Genomic DNA, 16,956 nt, shown 5'->3' with positions numbered 1-16,956 from the left:
TCCAGACTACAAACGCTGCGAAGGCAGAGGCAGTGAAAACTGTAGTAGTAAGCATAACCCAAAGGTCGCTGGTTCGAGTCCAGCTCCCGCTACTAAGAAAACCCCACTGAAATTCAGTGGGGTTTTTCGTTTTACAGCTTATCTAGCGACAATCCACATCACATGTTGACAAAACAGAAAGGGGATATTGCCGAGCAGGCCGTGATTCTTAAGGCGCTCAAACTCGGCTGGGGGGTATGCAAACCAATAGGTGACCGATTACCTTATGACCTTGTTTTCGATATTGCCGGACAGTTGGTACGTATTCAGGTCAAGAGTGCCTGGTTCGATGAGAAGCGGGGAAATTTTGTCGTCGATACCCGGCGTACAAAGACGAATCGACGCGTGATGGTACGCGCAGTGTATCAACTGACCGACTTCGACTTTGCCGTTGTTTATGTTGATTCCCTGCATGTTTTCTACGTCATACCTGTGCAGGACTTTATCGCGTATGGCTCGGAAATCCATTTGGTAGAATCGGACAAACGGCAGCGTAAGCCCCGATCAGCTGTTTATAGAGAGGCATGGCATATACTGAGTCAGACAACCGAATCTGTGCTGGTACGGAATGAGTCGACAGATGCTGAAATCGCTGGTTTGGCGTCGTAGCTGAGTTAGTGTAGCCCTACTTGGTATCGGTAGTGCCGCTTGAACGTGCGCGTCGCAACATAAATCCGGTCGTCGTGGTTTATGTCTTCTGATCTCACACGCTGGCTACAATGATCTCTTCTGGTTTACCGATACGTTTGACGGGGCTGCTAACGGTCGGGCTACTGCTTGCCGGGTTGTCGGTACATGCACAACGGCGGCAGGTATCTGCGGACTCGACCGCGCCCCGTTCGTCGGCCCGGCGTATGCGGCAACCGCTCCCGGAAAATCATCCACGGGCCATCCAGCCGGGGGTACGTCGGCCGGGGATTTACTTTCCGCAGGCACCCATACCGGGACGGTGGCGCTACTCGATAGGTGCCGTCTTCACAACCACCCCGCCCGAACTAACTGAAGAGATCCGTGTCAGCGTACCTGCCATCGATTTCAATCTCCAGCGTGGTATCAGTAAACACTGGTTTATCAACAGTCGTATTCAGACACAGATTGTACAGAGTAACGTCGGAATCGGCGTACGCTATGCAGCGCCCATTACGGATCGACTGTTCGTTTCGGCGGGCGATGACATGCATGTCTGGTTTGGGGCTCTACAGATAAAAGATGTGTTCGACAGTCAGGCGCACGGGATGCAGAATTTTCCGAACGTGTCGGTTGGGTATCGCTTTACGCGCGATATCCAGGCAACGATAAAGGGAGAAGCCATCATCGACGCGTACTACAAGTCGCAGGTAGGCAACCTCTCGATTGAACGTAATGCGATCCGCTATAACGGCCTGGCTGTGACCTTCGCCGTCGAGCAACCATTGTACGACAAAAAACATGTGACGTTAGGCTTTCGGGCGGCTTACTCCAGTTTCAATTGGCAGCTCTGGTCGCTCTACGACACGTTCGACCGTAATCTGTTCTACCCCCAGTTAATCTTCGGCTTCATCCTGTGATGACACGTTATCTACTTCTGTTCGGGCTATTGATAGCCGCCTTGACGGGGTGCCGTAAGGAATACGACGCCCCCGTGCCGTACACGTTTTCGGCCGCTACGGGAGCGGGTCGCTTCTCGACGTCGGTTCGACAGGCCATTAACGGCGTCTATACGGTTACCGATGGTTCCGACGTATTTGGTCCGCAGGTCGTTTTGAAGTGGACGTACATCCGCAACGGAGCCGACACGTCGCACCACCTGTCCGTGTATACGTCGAACGTTGGGTATTTTGACATGGAGCCGCAGCAACAGCTCAACGGTCTGGGCGTGTCTGGATACTGGCGTCGGCTGCAAAATACGGAGATCGGCCTGGTGCAACTGACGGTAAATGTTCGGCGGAATGGTGTTGTCAGCCCATTTTCAGGGTCGCTGGCCACCGGCGACACGCTCGTAATCAGTGGGGCGTATGGTAACGACGGAGTTTTGCCCAGCAAGAAGCTGACGATGACCTACACCCGACCACTGAATTCGCGATCGTTCTCGATTCTTGCGCACCGGGCAGGCGGCCGAACGTCCGATTTACTGCCCGCGTCGGAAAACTCACTGGAAATCATCAAAATGGCGTCGCGGCTGGGGGCGACAGGTATCGAAGTCGACGTGCGTTATACGAAAGACGGCATACCGATTCTGTACCACGACAATACGCTGAACCTGCGGTTGATCCAGAAAAACGGGCTGGCCGGGGCTATCGAATCGTATACCTATCAACAGCTTGCTACGTTCGTACGACTGGTGAACGGCGAGAAGATTCCAACACTGGAGGAAGCACTGGAAACGGTGGTCAACAATACCGACCTGAGTTTTGTCTGGCTCGATACCAAATACGTGCGGTCGATGACGCAGGTACAATCCATTCAGCGTACGTACATGCAAAGGGCGAAAGCCGCCGGCCGGTCCTTGCAGATTGTGATTGGTCTGCCAAGCGATGAAGCTGTCTCGCTTTACCGGGATTTACCCGAAAAAGCCGATACACCCGTGCTGTGCGAGCTTGATACCAGTATCGCTCGTAGTATCAACGCCAACATCTGGGCTCCCCGCTGGACACTGGGCGATCAGTCAGCGGAAGTGGACGTGATGAAAGCCGAAGGGCGGTCCGTGTTTGTGTGGACCCTGGACGAGCCGCAGTTCATTCAGGAGTTTATCGACCGCACCCGTTTCGATGGTATTCTGTCGAATTACCCCTGCGTTGTTGCCTACTACCACTACATACAACAGTAAGCCATGAACTACGTAGTCAAATTTACGCTGGGTTTGCTGGTACTCGGTACACTGGCAACACCAGCATTGGCCCAAAAACGGGCGGTGGCCGATACGGGCCGGACGCGGGGGCCTTACTCCGTTGTCCTGTCGGTGGGTGGGGGCTTATCCTATTACTCGACACACTTAGGCGTTCCCGCTACGCTATCCAACACACAGCTTAGCCGCTTTGGCGTTCCCCTGACGGTCCGGGCACTGTGGGTACCCGATCACCGGCTGCGGCTGGGCCTGGAAAGTGGCTGGACGACGATGTATTCGTACCGGGGTCGCGTCAATAATACGGAAGGGCGCGTCTACGTGTCGGCTATTCCCACGCTGGCTATTTTCCAGATGCCATTAGCCTGGCTCAGTGGCAACGAACGCAGTATTGCCCGGCGCTTATCCGTAACGGGTGGGACGGGCGTCTACATCGTTCATTCCCGGCTCGATTACGAAAGTATCGTACAGACCAGCACGATCAGTCTGGGCTGGATGGCCGCTGCTTCCTACACGCAACCTCTTGGTCCCCGCTTCCGGGTGTCGGGCGAGTTGAAATGGTACGATGCCGTCGCGTCGCAAAACGCAGCTTTTGCCGCCCAGCTACAACTGAATTACCGGCTGATACGTTGGTAACAAGTGAATGATAACTACGCATGAACGACACCGAACAACATCCCGATATTCTGTTCCTGAGTGATACGCAGGCCCCAATGTTTGTCGAACGGCTGGTACTGCGGACGCACCAGAATACCAAAGCAACCCAGACGATTCTGGACCATATCGTCAAACTACACCCTACGGTCCTGTACTGGCTGGGCGACATTGTGTCGCTGGGTTTCCGGACCCGGAAATGGCGCACCATCGATCAGTTTCTGGAGAAGTGCCGCTCGGTCGGTACGTCGGTGTATGCCATTATGGGCAATCACGACGTCATGGGTCGACCCCGCAAAGGTGCCCGTAATTTTCAGCTGCGCTTCCCGGATCACGTCAATACCGGCTACGTGCAGGTGACCGACGGTATTGCCGTTGTCATGCTGAACTCTAACTTCAGTACCATGTCGAGCGACGAGATTGTAAAGCAGCAGTCGTGGTACGAAGATATACTGACTGTGCTCGATGCCGACCCGGCTATCCATGTCATTATCGTTACCTGTCACCACGCGCCGTATTCGAACAGCAAGCTGGTAGGTTCATCGAAACTGGTGCAACAGCGTTTTGTACCCGCCTACATTGCGTCGCCAAAAGCAAAACTGTTTATCACGGGCCATTCGCACGCCTTCGAGCGCTACGAATTTGAGGGCAAAACGTTCCTGGTGATTGGTGGCGGGGGGGGACTACGGCAACCGTTGAACACGTCGCCCAGCCGCCTGCCCGATCTGGCTACGGAGTACAAACCTATGTTTCATTACCTCTCCGTCCGGCGCGACGGCGACGGACTGGTACTGACATCGTACTGCCTGAAACGCGACTTTTCTGGTTTCAGCGTTGGCTATGAATTCTCGATCGGTACGGAAGTAGCTTCCGCAACGACGGAATAACTTGATTATTCCCGGTCCCTGAAGGGGGAGGAGCCAAAAGGGAGTTCCTCCCCCTTCAGGGACCGGGGGTAAACCACCTACTGTTCTTCAACGCTGGCGACGCCCAGCTCGTTGAATAGTGTTTGCCAGTACTGGGTCACGGTAGGGTTGTTTTGCTTTACCGACGCGTTGGGTTCGAAGGGTAAAATCATCGTGATGTCGGGGCTACCGATCTCGTACCGTTTCAGCGATTTGGCATCGGTTTTGGCCCAGTCTTCGGCTTGTGCGTTGTCTTTCGGAGGCTTCACCTGAAAGTCGCGCCGGTTGCTTCCCTTAACACTTTCCACCATGTCGCTGAGGTAGTACGCCTTGACCGTAGCCCCCGATTCGTTGGCTTTGGCCAGTACGGGTAAACTCGCCCAGATGTCGGTTGCCTGATTCGAGGAGCCGGTGTTCTGCTCGGCCAGTTCCTGCAACACGCGCTGGCGCATCTGCGCTTTCTCCCGGTTCAGCAGCAGGGTAAATTCTGTTTCGGCCGCTTCACGATCCGTCGGACTGGCGGCTGATACGTCCTCCATCTCGCTGCGTACGGTCAGGTTCAGGGCGCGGGCTTTCGCCGTGTTTTCGTGGATAAAATACACCTCCAGCCGGTCGCCTTTCTGGTGGATATTCTGCTCGATGATCTCGTTGATAGCCTGTTGATATTTCCGGGCGACGAACGCCTTGTTGATGTTCACGGAGCGGGTTTTGTCCAGAAAAATGACGGTGAACGTAGGCTCGTCAGTTTTAGTAGGCTTGTCTTTGTTCGACGAACAGGCAGCCAGAAAAAGTAGGAGCAGGAGGGGAATAAATCGCATACAGGATTGGGTTGGGGGCGACTAGTGCATCAGTGTGTCGCGCAGCACACTGTCGGCCGGGGCATTATGATTCCAGTAATCCGACTGAATGGTTGTTCTCAGAACGGCACGGGAGGTCAGAAGGTTGTCGTTGCTTGTATAGGTTTCCGTCCAGCCGACGATTTTGTAGGGAAACACGTATTCGAACACAATCATCAGATTACGCTCGTCGGTCGGGTATTCGAGTCGGTACGCTTTCAGGTTGCGACCCGGAAACAGTACGCCCTCGTAATCGTCGAGTTTGGCCGTTGCGTCGAGCGGGTCCAGCCGCTTGTGCCGCAGTCGAGCCGTCATCGTTCCCGGAATCAGCTTGATCGAGCCTGTCGGCAACTTGCCCGGATCGAGCCGGATGCGATTCCAGAGTTCGTCTTCCAGCATGACCTTCGGCACGGAGTACGCGTCGTGGACTTCCTTTTCAAGATACGATCGGCCGTCGATCTGATAGCCGTTGTTGCCATAGTCGATTTGCAGGTAACTGTGCCCGAGCCAGTCCTGTTCCGAGGTGCTGACTTTCAGTGTATTCGGAAACGTAGGGTTGTTGATAGGGGTGAATACCGACGTAAACAGCGAATAATCGTAAATGCCGGTCGTAAAGCGTTTGACCAGGTTCGTTTTCAGCACCGGCACGGCCTTGTCGCGGCTTTCGGGCGTTTCTGCTTTGACGTGCAGATCGGTCCGAAAATCTTCGGTAGCGAAAATCAGCATCGCATCGCCGGCGTTCAGCGCGCCGTACTGCGCCTGTTCCAGACTATAGCGGTTCAACTCGGCTTTACCGCTGAGCCAGTACTGTCGAAAGGAGGCAGATGGCTCGGTCATCGGTACGTCGTGAACCGTCGCCTGCTGAAAGATGGTTGCTTTCATCGCCAGGGCAAATACGATAGCCGCGACGATGACGAGGAGCAGGAAGTGTTTCGTGACGAAGGCTTTCATCGGAACCAGTGAAAAGATACAGTACCCGTTTGATCGACAGTATCTAACTCGTGGTGATCGGATGTGACGACGGTGGCATCGAGTAGGATGGCCTGCGCCAGTAAAAACGAGTCGGCAACAGACAAGTTAAATGTTCCTTTCATCCGACCTGCCGTTTTTACAATTTCCTCATTAAACGTATACAAAACAGTGAGCGGCAATTGAAGAATATTGCGCCAAAGCTGATTTGCTTCGTCTTCATTTTTATGTCGATAAAACTGATAATACAGCTCGTATGCATTGATAGCGTGCATGTATAGTTGGCACAAAGTAGCTTCCGCGCGGATAAACAGGGCTTCGATTACGTCGGTGCCCGGTTCGCCCACCAGATAAGCCAGTACTGCATTAGTGTCTAAAACGTAAGTAGTCATTGAGGGAATGGCTGGTTACGCTCGCGCTCTTTTTCAATTTGATTTTCCTGCGCCAACATAGCCGACGTAATTCCCACGTGCGCATACGCACCTCGTAGCTGTTGCCAATCCGTTGTTTGGGTCGGCACTGGTTGGTCGTTTTCGACCGTTACGTATGGTACTGAGCGAAGGAAATTAATAAGCACATCCTTCTTCTCATCTGGAACATGAATGATGACTGTGGACATAACAGGGCTAATTTTTGTCAAATCTAGTGGACGGCTGTGTATCTTGCTGACTAGCTTAGTCTTCTAACGTTGTTTGCGATGCCAAAAGTTATACGAAAACTGATCGTTGGTTGTTTGTTGCTGGCTGTCAATAGTCAGCTGGTGCGGGCGCAGGTCGACAAAGCGTCGGCGCGTAATCAGGGCGACGGGCCATTCGGCCGGCTGATTATCCGGGGCGTTACGCTCATCAACAGCACCGGGGCACCCCCGATGGGGCCCGTCGATATTGTGGTCGAGAAAAATCGGATTGCCCAGATCAAACAGGTTGGCTATCCAGGTGTCCCCGTCGACCCGAAAAGCCGACCGACATCCGGACCAGCCGACAAAGAACTGAACTGCGACGGGATGTACCTGATGCCGGGCTTTGTCGACATGCACGGGCACATCGGCGGGCAGGCGCAGGGTGCCAGTGCCGACTATGTGTTCAAACTCTGGCTGGGACACGGTATCACGACAATTCGCGACCCAAGCTGCGGGAATGGTCTCGACTGGGTGCTCGATCAGCGGGCGAAAAGCGATCGCAACGAAATCATAGCCCCGCGTATCAAAGCGTATACCGTATTCGGGCAGGGGGCCAAAGAGTCGATCACGACAGCCGAACAGGCACGGGCGTGGGTGCAGCAGAACGCCAAACGCGGTGCCGACGGAATCAAGTTTTTCGGGGCCGAACCCACGGTGTTCCGGGCCGCGCTGGAAGAAAATAAGAAGCTGGGCCTGCGGTCGGCCTGCCACCATGCGCAGCTGGAAGTGGCCCGGATGAATGCGCTGGCAACGGCCAAGGCGGGACTGACGTCGATGGAGCACTGGTACGGTCTGCCCGAAGCCCTGTTCGAAGACAAAACCGTGCAGAACTATCCGGCTACCTATAACTATAACAATGAGCAGGACCGGTTTACGGAAGCGGGGAATCTCTGGCAACAGGCCGCCAAACCCGGTACCGACCGCTGGAACAAAGTGATGGACGAGCTGATCGCACTCGACTTCACGCTCGATCCGACGTTCAACATCTACGAAGCGAACCGTGAACTGATGCTGGCCCGGCGGGCGGAGTGGCACGACGACTATACGCTGCCTAGTCTGTGGCGCTTCTACGGACCCAGTCGGATTTCGCACGGATCGTACTGGCAAAACTGGGGAACGGAGCAGGAAGTGGCCTGGAAAAAGAACTACCAGCTTTGGATGGCCTTTATCAACGACTACAAAAACCGGGGTGGCCGCGTCACGACGGGCTCGGATTCCGGGTTTATTTACCAACTCTACGGTTTTGCCTACATTCGCGAACTCGAACTCCTGCGCGAAGCGGGCTTTCATCCGCTCGAAGTGGTGCGGGCGGCTACGATCAAAGGGGCCGAAGCACTGGGTATGGCCGATCAGATCGGGTCGGTGGAAGTGGGCAAACTGGCTGATTTTGTGATCGTCAAGGAAAACCCACTGGCCAATCTGAAAACGCTGTACGGAACGGGCGCTATCCACCTCAACGAGAAAAACGAAGTCGAGCGTGTGGGCGGGGTTACGTACACGGTAAAAGACGGTGTGGTGTACGACGCTAAAAAACTGCTGGCTGACGTCCGCAAAATCGTGGCCGACGCCAAGGCAACCGAAAAATTTGAAATTACGCAGCCGGGCGTAGCACCAAAAGCAGGTAAGCTTTCCGGCGGTAACTAGTTTTTTCGACAGGATTACAGGATTGACAGGATGATGCTTTTCAAATCCTGTTCATCCTGTAATCCTGTCTATACCTTTTCTTATCAATGCCTTCTCTTTTTATTGATGCAGAGCGGATGCGGGACCTCAACAGCGGGTTGGGGCAGGTTTGTCTGCATCTGAGTCAGGAACTGGTTCGGCAACGCCCCGCCGACTGGACGCTCACGTTTTTGGTGCCCCAAGGACAAACGGGCGTGTTCGGGTCGGATGTGCAGTACATCGAAGCATCAGCGATGCGCAAGCTGTGGGTGCCCGGTTCGTACGACGTCTGGCATTGTCTGCATCAGGATTCGACATACTTACCCAGTCCGATCCGGCAGCGGAACAGCAAGCTGATGCTGACCATCTACGACCTGAATTTTCTGGAGCGGACCGATTATTCCGTCGCCAAGAAAGCGCGTAAACTGGCGCGGCTGCAACGCAAGATCGACCGGGCGACGTTGATCACCGCCGGCTCGGCGTACACCGCTTCCGTAGTCCGGTCGCACCTGAACGTACCGGCGAATGTGCCGTTGGACGTGATTTATACGGGCCTGGCTGTCGACCCGGCGAAAGCGCCTGTTGAGACACCACCTGCCGTGGCCAGTCTGGCTGATACGCCGTACCTGCTGTTTGTGGGCGTTATTCACCCGAAGAAAAACGTGCACACGCTGCTGCCGCTGCTCGAAGCCTTCCCCGACTACAAGCTCGTACTGGCCGGACCCGATAAGCATCCCTACGCGCAGCACATCCGCGAACAGGCCGACAAACTGGGCGTTGCCGACCGGCTGTTTATGCCCGGTGCAGTCGATGAGTCGACAAAGTTGTGGCTATACGCGCATTGCGACGCATTTCTGTTTCCCTCGCTGTCGGAAGGATTTGGCCTGCCCGTCGCTGAAGCCATGACGTTCGGCAAGCCCGTGTTCAGTTCGACGCTGACCAGCCTGCCCGAAGTAGGGGGGAAGGTAGCTTACTATTTCGAGAATTTCGAACCGGAGAGTATGGCCAAAACGGTGCACGATGGCCTGCATCATTTCGGGCAGGATTTGCTGCGCGAGTCAGCGGTGAAGAAACAGGCGGCTTTATTTACCTGGCCCGCCGTGGCCGCCGACTACTGGAAACGCTATCAGCGACTGGCGCAGTAGTGGTCAGGCCGATTTTAACGTCCGCCGATTACGCTCGTTGCGGATTAGCCGCCGAATGAGCACAAGGCTGGCCAGCAGATAAACAAGGCTGAGTGTTTCGATGATCGTGACCAGCACGACAATAAGGTCAGTTGGCAACGTCAGGTTATAGGCCGGTAGTACATACTTATTTATCAACAGAAGTCCGGCTGTTAGTACGTAGAGACTGATGAATACGGGCGAACTGGTTGATTGAAGCGAAGAACCTGCTCGTAGATGTTGAAATGCCAGAATTGGTTGTGCCAGAATATGGCCAACTATGGCGCTACCGACAAAGCCAAAACCAAAATTGTAAATTAGTTTTAATTGATCGTACTGGCCGAAAACGACGTTTAATAGGAACATACCTGCTAGTAGGCCAGCAGCCATGAACCAGCGTGGTCCCTGTACAAACGAGCGAATCAACTGCCATTCCTGCCGGTAGTATTTCTTCGCCTGCTGCTTCTGAGCTTCTTCTTCCATCTTTAGTAGTCCCTTACGACCGCCAAAATCAGTGTGGACGGCGCAGAGGGCGTCGGTAAACGACAGTCCGTGCGCCATTCGTTCGTCTATACCCGCAGCATAATGGTCGGTTAGTTCGGCAATCAAGTCTTCGTTGATCAGCCAGTTTTCTTTACGCAGATGCTGGTCAATCTGATTGAGCTGATCGGGAGTGAGCATAGTATCAGGCGAGTTTGGTGCGGAAATCGAATCGTTCGTTCAGTAACTGCATGAAGCTAATGGCATACAGCAGTAGCAGCATACACATGACGACGGTAATCGTGCTGTGAATCTGTAAGAAACGGCGGCTCTCATCGCCAACCGACGAAATCAGAAAGTTTGAAACAAAGATTACCGCGTTGAGATGCAGATTGCGGTACTTAGCCGCATTCTCGAATACGAGCGCCTGCTGACTGGTTGGCTCGTTTTTTAGTTTCCGTTCCAGCCAAAACATAACAGCTGATGGAACTAGTATAACCGCGTAAAGCAGGGTAACGACGTAGTTGAACGGAATGAGCGGTACGGTCAAGTAAACCAGTAGGCCCACCAACGCGGTAATCAGAAAAGTGGGCCAGCGAAAATAGCTTTTAATAATGACCAGGTGCCGACTGCGGATCTGCTGCTGTACGTTGGCGATGTAATCGTCCTGAATTTGCTGAATACCCTCGCCCTGCCCCAGATCGTTCCATGCCCACTTGCTGGCCTCTTCGAAGGGCATACCCGTATCCATGCGTTGCTCCGTCAGAGTAGCGTAGTGATCGAGTAACTCGTTCAGAACGGGGTCGTATTTGATGTCAGCCAGGCGTTGCAGATCGGACCGGAGGGAGGTAAGCTGATCGGTGGTGAGGAGCATGATTACAGACTTGGTTTGAGGTTAAGTACCAGATTCAGGTTGTCAAGAAAGGCGGTTAGTTCGGCTATGCGTCCGGCGGCTTCGGTCTGCCCGATCTTTGTCAGCGAATAATACTTGCGTGCCCGTCCGTCGACCACCTGCGTTTCGGTTGTCAGCAGCCCTTCGGCTTCAAGCTTGTGCAACGCCGGGTACAGCGCGCCTTCGGTGATTGTCATTTCACCCGCCGTCAACTCCTTCACTTTCTGCGTAATTTCATACCCGTACATGCGTTCCCGACCTTCGAGAAGCCGGAGAATCATGACCGATAGGCTGCCTTTTAGTAGTTGCGAATTTGGGGATGTGCTCATGCCGTAAACGTACCTAAAAACGGATATACCTAGAAGTCTTAGGTATTAAAATTTTTGTACGGTTGTACCTTTACTGGACCGATGAAAAACTACCTCCGCCTACTATCGTTCGCCAAACCGCTGGGCCGCTTCCTGACGCCATTCGTACTGACGTCGCTGCTGGCCAGTGTGTTTGGTGTACTGAATTTCACGCTGCTGATTCCGCTGTTGAGTATCCTGTTCGACAAGGTGAACGCTGTACAGATGCAGGCATTCCTGAGTCGCCCCGCTCCCTCACTGACGACCTCACCGACGGATACGTTTCAGTATTATTTCGCGCAGGTCTTTCAGCAATACGGTAAGATCGGTGCGCTACAGTTCGTGTGTGGGGTAATCGTGGTGTCGGTGCTGCTGAGCAATGTGTTCAAATACCTGTCGGTACGGCAACTGGAAGGGTTCAAAGCGCGGATGGTGTCGAAGTTGCGCGAAACCGTATTCGACAGAACGCTGAACCTGCACCTGGGCTTTTTCTCGAACGAGCGGAAGGGAAACCTGATTTCCCGCATCACGACCGACGTGCAGGAAGTCGAAAACTCGATTGCCAATTCACTGTCGGCGGCTTCCAAGGAAGTGTTTTTGCTGATCGGCTACATCATCGCGCTGCTGAGCATCTCGGTAAAGCTCACCCTGTTTGCCCTGATCGTTATCCCCATTTCGGGCGGCTTCATTGCCACGCTGGTTCGGCGGATGAAGCGCGATGCACAGACCGGGCAGCAGCGGCTGAGTGGTTTGGTTAGTCTGCTCGACGAAACGTTCGGCGGAATGCGCGTTGTCAAAGGCTTCGTTGCCGAAGGGTTTATGCTGGATAAGTTTCGGCGTGAAAACGATGGCTACCGGGATGCTGTGCGGTCGCTGGCGTATCGGCGCGAACTGGCGTCGCCTTTCTCGGAAGTCATGGGCGTGACGGTTGTGGCCGGGATTCTGCTGTACGGTGGTACACTAGTATTGAATGGCCAATCGGATCTGACAGCGGCTGAGTTTATCGCTTACATTGCCATTTTCTCGCAGGTGACGCGCCCGGCAAAAGATATCTCCAATGCGTTTAGCAGTACCCAGCGTGGTCTGGCTTCGGGCGAGCGCGTGCTGGAACTGATCGATGCTGTACCGCTGGTGCAGGATAAGCCCGGTGCTGTTCAACTAGCCGACTTCAACGACCGCATCGTATTCGATCGGGTATCGTTTGCCTACACGTCCGATACACCCGTCTTGCGCAGTATCAGCTTCGACATTGAGAAAGGCAAGACCGTTGCGCTGGTTGGCTCGTCAGGGGGCGGTAAATCGACGATCGCCGATCTGGTCCCGCGCTTCTACGACCCTACGGCTGGTACCATTCGAATCGATGGCGTCGACCTGCGCGACTGTTCGTTACGCTCGCTACGCGAACAGATGGGCATCGTTACGCAGGAAAGTATCCTGTTCAACGACACGATTTTCAACAATATCGCCTTCGGCAATAATGCTACGGAGGCTGACGTGATGGAAGCTGCCCGCATTGCCAACGCGCATGCGTTTATCATGGCGCAGCCCGATGGGTATCAGACGATGATTGGCGATCGGGGGGGGAAACTCTCTGGTGGGCAGCGGCAGCGGATTAGCATTGCCCGCGCGATCCTACGCAATCCGCCCATCCTGATTCTGGACGAAGCTACGTCGGCACTCGACACGGAATCGGAAAAGCTGGTACAGGAAGCCCTGACCCGACTGATGGCCAACCGAACAACGTTAGTGATTGCACACCGACTCAGTACAATTCAGCATGCCGACGAAATTCTGGTCGTGCATCAGGGGCAGGTCGTGGAGCGGGGCCGTCACGACGAACTGGTAACGCTTGATGAAGGCTTTTACCGCCGGCTGACGACCATGCAAGCCGTTTGAGCGATAGACCTGACAGGTTTTGGAAACCGGTCTACCAACTACCGAGCCGCACAGCCTCTTACCAGCTGTGCGGCTTTTTTTAGTGATTTATATGATTCGAACACGACTGTTTACCTGCGACCGAATTTGTCGGAATGGGCATCTTCTAGCCGAATTTACGTATGCATGGGTATTTAAATAGAATTATTTTGATGCGATATAGGGCATATCGAAGATGTCAGATTGATAAGAGAAGATGTCAGATTGAGAAGAAATGATGCTGAATTATTGAGTAAACGGGCGTTTTCTGGCCGCTGGCTCAATTCTAGTGACATGAGGAAAAAAAAATGCCAAAACGAAAATCCTTTTCACCCCTCAGCGCGTAGTTAGTCTGCTTGCTCTGGTACAAGGATCAGCATCAAACCAAACTTTTTTTCTCAATGGAAAAACCACAAACCGACCCGATGGCTACTGTAGAGGGGCTGTCAGGCAAAGCGTCGGCCGCTTTAGGGCGCCGGGTGTTCATGCGGTATATTGGAGCAACAGCAGCAGCCGGTGTTGCACTAAGTGCCTGCCATAGCGAACTTGTCGATCCAGGTACTACTGGCTCGGGCCGCGCCGGCGATGCAATCGATTTTGGTGACATCAGCGAAAAAGATGTCAACATTCTGAACTTCGCTTATGCGCTGGAGCAACTGGAAGCTGCTTTCTACATGCAGGCTGTTATGACCCCTTACTCGGGCATTACGGAAGAAGAGCGTCGTATTCTGACCGAAATCCGGGACCACGAAATCATTCACCGTGATCTGTTCAAAACCGCGCTGGGTAGTGCTGCCATTCCTGGGCTGACACCTAATTTCAGCAGCATCAACTTCAGCAGCCGGGCTAGTGTACTGGGTACAGCCCGCGTTTTTGAAAACATTGGTGTATCGGCCTACAATGGAGCCGGTCAGTACATCCGTAGCGCCGACTATCTGCTGCTGGCGGGTAAAATCGTGTCGGTAGAAGCGCGCCACGCATCTATCATCGCCACACTGCTTGAGCCGATGACTACGCTGTTCGCTCCCGACACAGTGGTGTATGCCAACTCTGGACTGGAGGAAATCCGGAACCCAGAAGAAGTGCTGTCGCTCGTTCGGCCGTATGTTGCCGAGTTCCTGAACGGTAGAAACGGTAGCGGACGTCGGTAATCACCCCTTAAACCACAACGGCAATGAATCTCCAAAATATCCTTAGTGAAATTGAAAAAGTGGACGGTGATGCCCTCGCGCGTATCGAACACATGTCGCGTCGCAGCATCTTTCAGAGCCTTCTGAAAAAGACCGTCGCTGGCGCAGGCGCTGCAGCATTTGCAGGCGTTCTTAATCAAACATATGCGCAAAACAGTTCAGTTGCTGACGTTCTCAACTACGCACTGACGCTCGAATATCTGGAAGCAGAGTTCTACAACATGAGTCTGGCTACACCGGGTTTGATCCCAAGTGCTGCACGGGCTTACTATCAGCAGATTGCTAACCACGAAAATGCACACGTTGCCCTGCTGAAGTCAGCACTTGGTAGTGCTGCCGTACCTAAGCCAACGTTCGACTTCACCGCTGGTGGTATGTTCGGAACGGTGTTTTCAAGCACAGAGACCAACTATGCGCTGGCTCAGGCGTTTGAAGACACCGGGGTACGGGCCTACAAAGGTCAGGCAACGGCTTTGATGTCGGCACCGGCCATTCTGACGGTAGCCCTGCAAATCCACTCGGTAGAAGCGCGCCACGCAGCACGGATTCGTTTCCTGCGTGGACAGAACGGCTGGATATCCAAATCCGAAGCGTCGGGTCTGCCAGCAGCGATTTATGCTGGCGAAGACAACGTTATCCAGGGTGGTGTAAACCTGTCAGTAGCGTTCCCACAGTACCCTGGCGGAAACCGCATCACTGAAGCGTTCGACGAGCCACTGACCATGTCGCAGGTACTTGCCATTGCTGGTCCGTTCATCAAGTCACTGAATCGGTAGTTTATAGCTTGCAATTAGAAAAGGCAACCCGTGTGGGTTGCCTTTTCTGTTATGGGCGGGTAGCGGTAATACTTCGAATGCGGGCTAATGACCCCTTTTCAAATTGTCGCTGATCCGGAGCGGTGTTTAAACTAATTTGCGTAATAACCCCATCCCAACCCGGTCGGCCAGTCAGATTGACGCTATACGTACGAAACTGGCCGTCGCCGGTTATCGGTACGTCGACGTAGCGGGTATCAATGCCGTAAAAGTCCGGATCTTCTGGTTTGCGCCACGTCAGCCGGATAGAGGTCGCCTTCGTTGTAAAAGCCCCCTGAATGTAGATAGTCGATACGTCAGCTGCCCGCCAGTACACCATTGGGCTGACAACCCGAAAATCAGATCGTGTTGTATCTGTCCGTTGCCAGTTTATTGCCAATTCATTGCTGATGGGCCAGCCCCGGTCCCGGACATTAGAGTAATACCAACCCTGTCGGTCTTGTGTGAAACGGAAGTTCGGTCCTGTCGCCGGACGTGGCTGGGCGTAGACAAACTGGCGAATGTCGGATACCGTACCCAGAATCAGCGTGTATTCGTACTCGTAAACGCCGTTGTGGTCAATCTGAATAAAGCTGTCACTATTCGTATACGTGCTGGTAACGTCGAACTCACCCCCAACGCCCGGTTGTCCGAAACCAGCCGTGCGGTACCGGAACTCACCAGAGCGATATAAGCCAACCCCCCGGCCTTCCTTATTAAGCAGGGCTACCCAGTTTTCGGTTGCATACCGTGTTACGATATTCTGATCGGTATATTCTGAGACAGTGCCATTTGTAAACGGTTGCATGCCCGTGTAAAGTACCATGCGATACCAGGGGCTGTTGACATAGACGCAGGGCGTTTCCTGGGTACGAGCTTCGTAATGTGTCGTATCCCGTCTGTTAACGGTAATGCGACAGCGTACGTGGACCGTGTTGTCCTGCGTACTGAGCCAATGCTCCATCACGCAGTCGGCGGGTTCGTTTAGAAGCGGCCAGATGAGTGGTACAGTCTTGACATACAGCTGATTGTCACTTTGCTGGTAACTAACGACCTGGGCTGGATTGTTGTAAAAGTCGCCCGTCTGCACTGGGTTCCAGCCCAGATATTTCCACTGTTCAACCGGGTTTTTACCATTGACAGAATACGGATAAGGTCCGGCATAGAGCGATGTTTGCAGTTGACGCCCCAGGTCGTTGTTATTGATCATATTCTCGCTCGTGCCGGCTTCAGCCAGGTAGTTGATAGCCCCGCCCATGTTCAGGTCGATGCCAACCCGTATTTTATCGTTTGCCAAGAAAAGTCGTTTCTGCGGGGGCGTAGGCTGTGTCTGGGGCGGCAGGGAACCCGGGTTGGTCGGCTGAACGGGCGGCACATAAGGCGCTGTTGCCGGATACTCGCGCGAGCAGGTGAAAGCCAGCAGGCTGACGACGGTACACCAGGCGTAAAGCAGAAGACGACGTTTCATTATAATGGATAAGACAGAATAATCAAAAGTAAAGCAGGCCTACCCGTATTACAAGAGTGATCCCAGCCGTAGAGCAAGCTTATCTATTCACTGGCTTTAATTAAAACTTAATCCACCCGTCTATGTATCCAAACAACGAACAG

At 53.7% G+C, this 16,956-nt stretch carries 18 protein-coding genes; 10 read left to right on the top strand and 8 right to left on the bottom strand.

Annotation, left to right across the window (positions count from 1 at the left end):
- The first annotated feature begins 162 nt into the window (after positions 1-162).
- The 5 genes from CLV58_RS15035 (at position 163) to CLV58_RS15015 (ending at position 4,401) form a co-directional block, all read left to right on the top strand.
- Positions 163-648: a group I intron-associated PD-(D/E)XK endonuclease gene (locus tag CLV58_RS15035; protein ID WP_106138656.1), complete on the top strand. Its 486-nt coding sequence runs from the start codon at positions 163-165 to the stop codon at positions 646-648.
- Positions 649-785: 137 nt separating this feature from the next.
- Positions 786-1,586: a hypothetical protein gene (locus CLV58_RS15030; protein ID WP_245882337.1), complete on the top strand. Its 801-nt coding sequence runs from the start codon at positions 786-788 to the stop codon at positions 1,584-1,586.
- Complete coding sequence (locus CLV58_RS15025) at positions 1,586-2,845, top strand: glycerophosphodiester phosphodiesterase (protein WP_106138655.1); 1,260 nt, start codon at positions 1,586-1,588, stop codon at positions 2,843-2,845. Before CLV58_RS15030 ends, CLV58_RS15025 begins: the two co-directional genes overlap by 1 nt.
- A gap of 3 nt (positions 2,846-2,848) precedes the next feature.
- Entirely contained in the window at positions 2,849-3,496 is a 648-nt protein-coding gene (locus CLV58_RS15020) for a hypothetical protein (protein ID WP_106138654.1), read from the top strand.
- Positions 3,497-3,516: 20 nt separating this feature from the next.
- Positions 3,517-4,401, top strand: coding sequence for a metallophosphoesterase family protein (locus CLV58_RS15015; RefSeq protein ID WP_106138653.1), 885 nt, complete (start codon positions 3,517-3,519; stop codon positions 4,399-4,401).
- 77 nt (positions 4,402-4,478) lie between these two features.
- Here CLV58_RS15015 and CLV58_RS15010 read toward each other — a convergent pair whose 3' ends face one another.
- Genes CLV58_RS15010 through CLV58_RS14995 form a run of 4 tightly spaced genes read right to left on the bottom strand, consistent with a single transcriptional unit; the run spans position 4,479 to position 6,843 of the window.
- Positions 4,479-5,237 (bottom strand): hypothetical protein, encoded by a 759-nt coding sequence (locus CLV58_RS15010; RefSeq protein ID WP_106138652.1) that lies wholly within the window; start codon positions 5,235-5,237, stop codon positions 4,479-4,481.
- 21 nt (positions 5,238-5,258) lie between these two features.
- On the bottom strand, positions 5,259-6,206 hold the full coding sequence (locus CLV58_RS15005) for a hypothetical protein (protein ID WP_106138651.1): 948 nt from the start codon (positions 6,204-6,206) through the stop codon (positions 5,259-5,261).
- The gene (locus tag CLV58_RS15000) at positions 6,203-6,616 is read right to left on the bottom strand and encodes a type II toxin-antitoxin system VapC family toxin (RefSeq protein WP_106138650.1); all 414 of its coding nucleotides are present in this window, start codon (positions 6,614-6,616) and stop codon (positions 6,203-6,205) included. The genes CLV58_RS15005 and CLV58_RS15000 overlap by 4 nt, the downstream gene beginning before the upstream one ends.
- Positions 6,613-6,843, bottom strand: coding sequence for a hypothetical protein (locus tag CLV58_RS14995; protein WP_106138649.1), 231 nt, complete (start codon positions 6,841-6,843; stop codon positions 6,613-6,615). The genes CLV58_RS15000 and CLV58_RS14995 overlap by 4 nt, the downstream gene beginning before the upstream one ends.
- Positions 6,844-6,921: 78 nt before the next feature.
- On the opposite strand from CLV58_RS14995, the gene CLV58_RS14990 reads away from it, so the two are divergent.
- Together CLV58_RS14990 and CLV58_RS14985 are read left to right on the top strand one after the other, a co-directional pair.
- Positions 6,922-8,547 (top strand): amidohydrolase family protein, encoded by a 1,626-nt coding sequence (locus CLV58_RS14990; RefSeq protein ID WP_106138648.1) that lies wholly within the window; start codon positions 6,922-6,924, stop codon positions 8,545-8,547.
- 86 nt (positions 8,548-8,633) lie between these two features.
- A complete protein-coding gene (locus CLV58_RS14985) occupies positions 8,634-9,710 on the top strand; it encodes a glycosyltransferase family 4 protein (protein ID WP_106138647.1) in 1,077 nt (358 codons plus the stop codon).
- Between the two features lie 3 nt (positions 9,711-9,713).
- Here CLV58_RS14985 and CLV58_RS14980 read toward each other — a convergent pair whose 3' ends face one another.
- Genes CLV58_RS14980 through CLV58_RS14970 form a run of 3 tightly spaced genes read right to left on the bottom strand, consistent with a single transcriptional unit; the run spans position 9,714 to position 11,429 of the window.
- The gene (locus CLV58_RS14980) at positions 9,714-10,409 is read right to left on the bottom strand and encodes a hypothetical protein (protein ID WP_106138646.1); all 696 of its coding nucleotides are present in this window, start codon (positions 10,407-10,409) and stop codon (positions 9,714-9,716) included.
- Positions 10,410-10,413: 4 nt separating this feature from the next.
- On the bottom strand, positions 10,414-11,082 hold the full coding sequence (locus tag CLV58_RS14975) for a hypothetical protein (RefSeq protein ID WP_106138645.1): 669 nt from the start codon (positions 11,080-11,082) through the stop codon (positions 10,414-10,416).
- Positions 11,083-11,084: 2 nt separating this feature from the next.
- Positions 11,085-11,429, bottom strand: a complete 345-nt coding sequence (locus CLV58_RS14970) for a PadR family transcriptional regulator (protein ID WP_106138644.1) — start codon at positions 11,427-11,429, stop codon at positions 11,085-11,087.
- Between the two features lie 81 nt (positions 11,430-11,510).
- On the opposite strand from CLV58_RS14970, the gene CLV58_RS14965 reads away from it, so the two are divergent.
- From CLV58_RS14965 to CLV58_RS14955, 3 genes are all read left to right on the top strand, one after another.
- On the top strand, positions 11,511-13,343 hold the full coding sequence (locus CLV58_RS14965) for an ABC transporter ATP-binding protein (protein ID WP_106138643.1): 1,833 nt from the start codon (positions 11,511-11,513) through the stop codon (positions 13,341-13,343).
- Positions 13,344-13,762: 419 nt separating this feature from the next.
- Positions 13,763-14,512 (top strand): ferritin-like domain-containing protein, encoded by a 750-nt coding sequence (locus CLV58_RS14960; RefSeq protein ID WP_106138642.1) that lies wholly within the window; start codon positions 13,763-13,765, stop codon positions 14,510-14,512.
- Between the two features lie 23 nt (positions 14,513-14,535).
- Positions 14,536-15,327, top strand: a complete 792-nt coding sequence (locus CLV58_RS14955) for a ferritin-like domain-containing protein (RefSeq protein WP_106138641.1) — start codon at positions 14,536-14,538, stop codon at positions 15,325-15,327.
- A gap of 49 nt (positions 15,328-15,376) precedes the next feature.
- On the opposite strand, the gene CLV58_RS14950 is transcribed toward CLV58_RS14955, so the two are convergent.
- On the bottom strand, positions 15,377-16,813 hold the full coding sequence (locus tag CLV58_RS14950) for a hypothetical protein (protein ID WP_106138640.1): 1,437 nt from the start codon (positions 16,811-16,813) through the stop codon (positions 15,377-15,379).
- Positions 16,814-16,956: the final 143 nt, after the last annotated feature.

Source organism: Spirosoma oryzae, from assembly GCF_003002825.1.
GTDB classification, from domain to species: Bacteria; Bacteroidota; Bacteroidia; order Cytophagales; family Spirosomataceae; genus Spirosoma; species Spirosoma oryzae.
The sequence above is the reverse complement of the archived record's forward strand: the minus strand, read 5'-3'. Positions and strand labels throughout refer to the sequence as shown.

Bases quoted from the DNA above. Each gene is read 5' to 3' on its own strand.
- CLV58_RS15035 (WP_106138656.1), top strand. From the start codon at position 163: ATGTTGACAAAACAGAAAGGGGATATTGCCGAGCAGGCCGTGATTCTT.
- CLV58_RS15025 (WP_106138655.1), top strand. From the start codon at position 1,586: ATGACACGTTATCTACTTCTGTTCGGGCTATTGATAGCCGCCTTGACG.
- CLV58_RS15020 (WP_106138654.1), top strand. From the start codon at position 2,849: ATGAACTACGTAGTCAAATTTACGCTGGGTTTGCTGGTACTCGGTACA.
- CLV58_RS15015 (WP_106138653.1), top strand. From the start codon at position 3,517: ATGAACGACACCGAACAACATCCCGATATTCTGTTCCTGAGTGATACG.
- CLV58_RS15010 (WP_106138652.1), bottom strand. From the start codon at position 5,237: ATGCGATTTATTCCCCTCCTGCTCCTACTTTTTCTGGCTGCCTGTTCG.
- CLV58_RS15005 (WP_106138651.1), bottom strand. From the start codon at position 6,206: ATGAAAGCCTTCGTCACGAAACACTTCCTGCTCCTCGTCATCGTCGCG.
- CLV58_RS15000 (WP_106138650.1), bottom strand. From the start codon at position 6,616: ATGACTACTTACGTTTTAGACACTAATGCAGTACTGGCTTATCTGGTG.
- CLV58_RS14995 (WP_106138649.1), bottom strand. From the start codon at position 6,843: ATGTCCACAGTCATCATTCATGTTCCAGATGAGAAGAAGGATGTGCTT.
- CLV58_RS14990 (WP_106138648.1), top strand. From the start codon at position 6,922: ATGCCAAAAGTTATACGAAAACTGATCGTTGGTTGTTTGTTGCTGGCT.
- CLV58_RS14985 (WP_106138647.1), top strand. From the start codon at position 8,634: ATGCCTTCTCTTTTTATTGATGCAGAGCGGATGCGGGACCTCAACAGC.
- CLV58_RS14980 (WP_106138646.1), bottom strand. From the start codon at position 10,409: ATGCTCACTCCCGATCAGCTCAATCAGATTGACCAGCATCTGCGTAAA.
- CLV58_RS14975 (WP_106138645.1), bottom strand. From the start codon at position 11,082: ATGCTCCTCACCACCGATCAGCTTACCTCCCTCCGGTCCGATCTGCAA.
- CLV58_RS14970 (WP_106138644.1), bottom strand. From the start codon at position 11,429: ATGAGCACATCCCCAAATTCGCAACTACTAAAAGGCAGCCTATCGGTC.
- CLV58_RS14965 (WP_106138643.1), top strand. From the start codon at position 11,511: ATGAAAAACTACCTCCGCCTACTATCGTTCGCCAAACCGCTGGGCCGC.
- CLV58_RS14960 (WP_106138642.1), top strand. From the start codon at position 13,763: ATGGAAAAACCACAAACCGACCCGATGGCTACTGTAGAGGGGCTGTCA.
- CLV58_RS14955 (WP_106138641.1), top strand. From the start codon at position 14,536: ATGAATCTCCAAAATATCCTTAGTGAAATTGAAAAAGTGGACGGTGAT.
- CLV58_RS14950 (WP_106138640.1), bottom strand. From the start codon at position 16,813: ATGAAACGTCGTCTTCTGCTTTACGCCTGGTGTACCGTCGTCAGCCTG.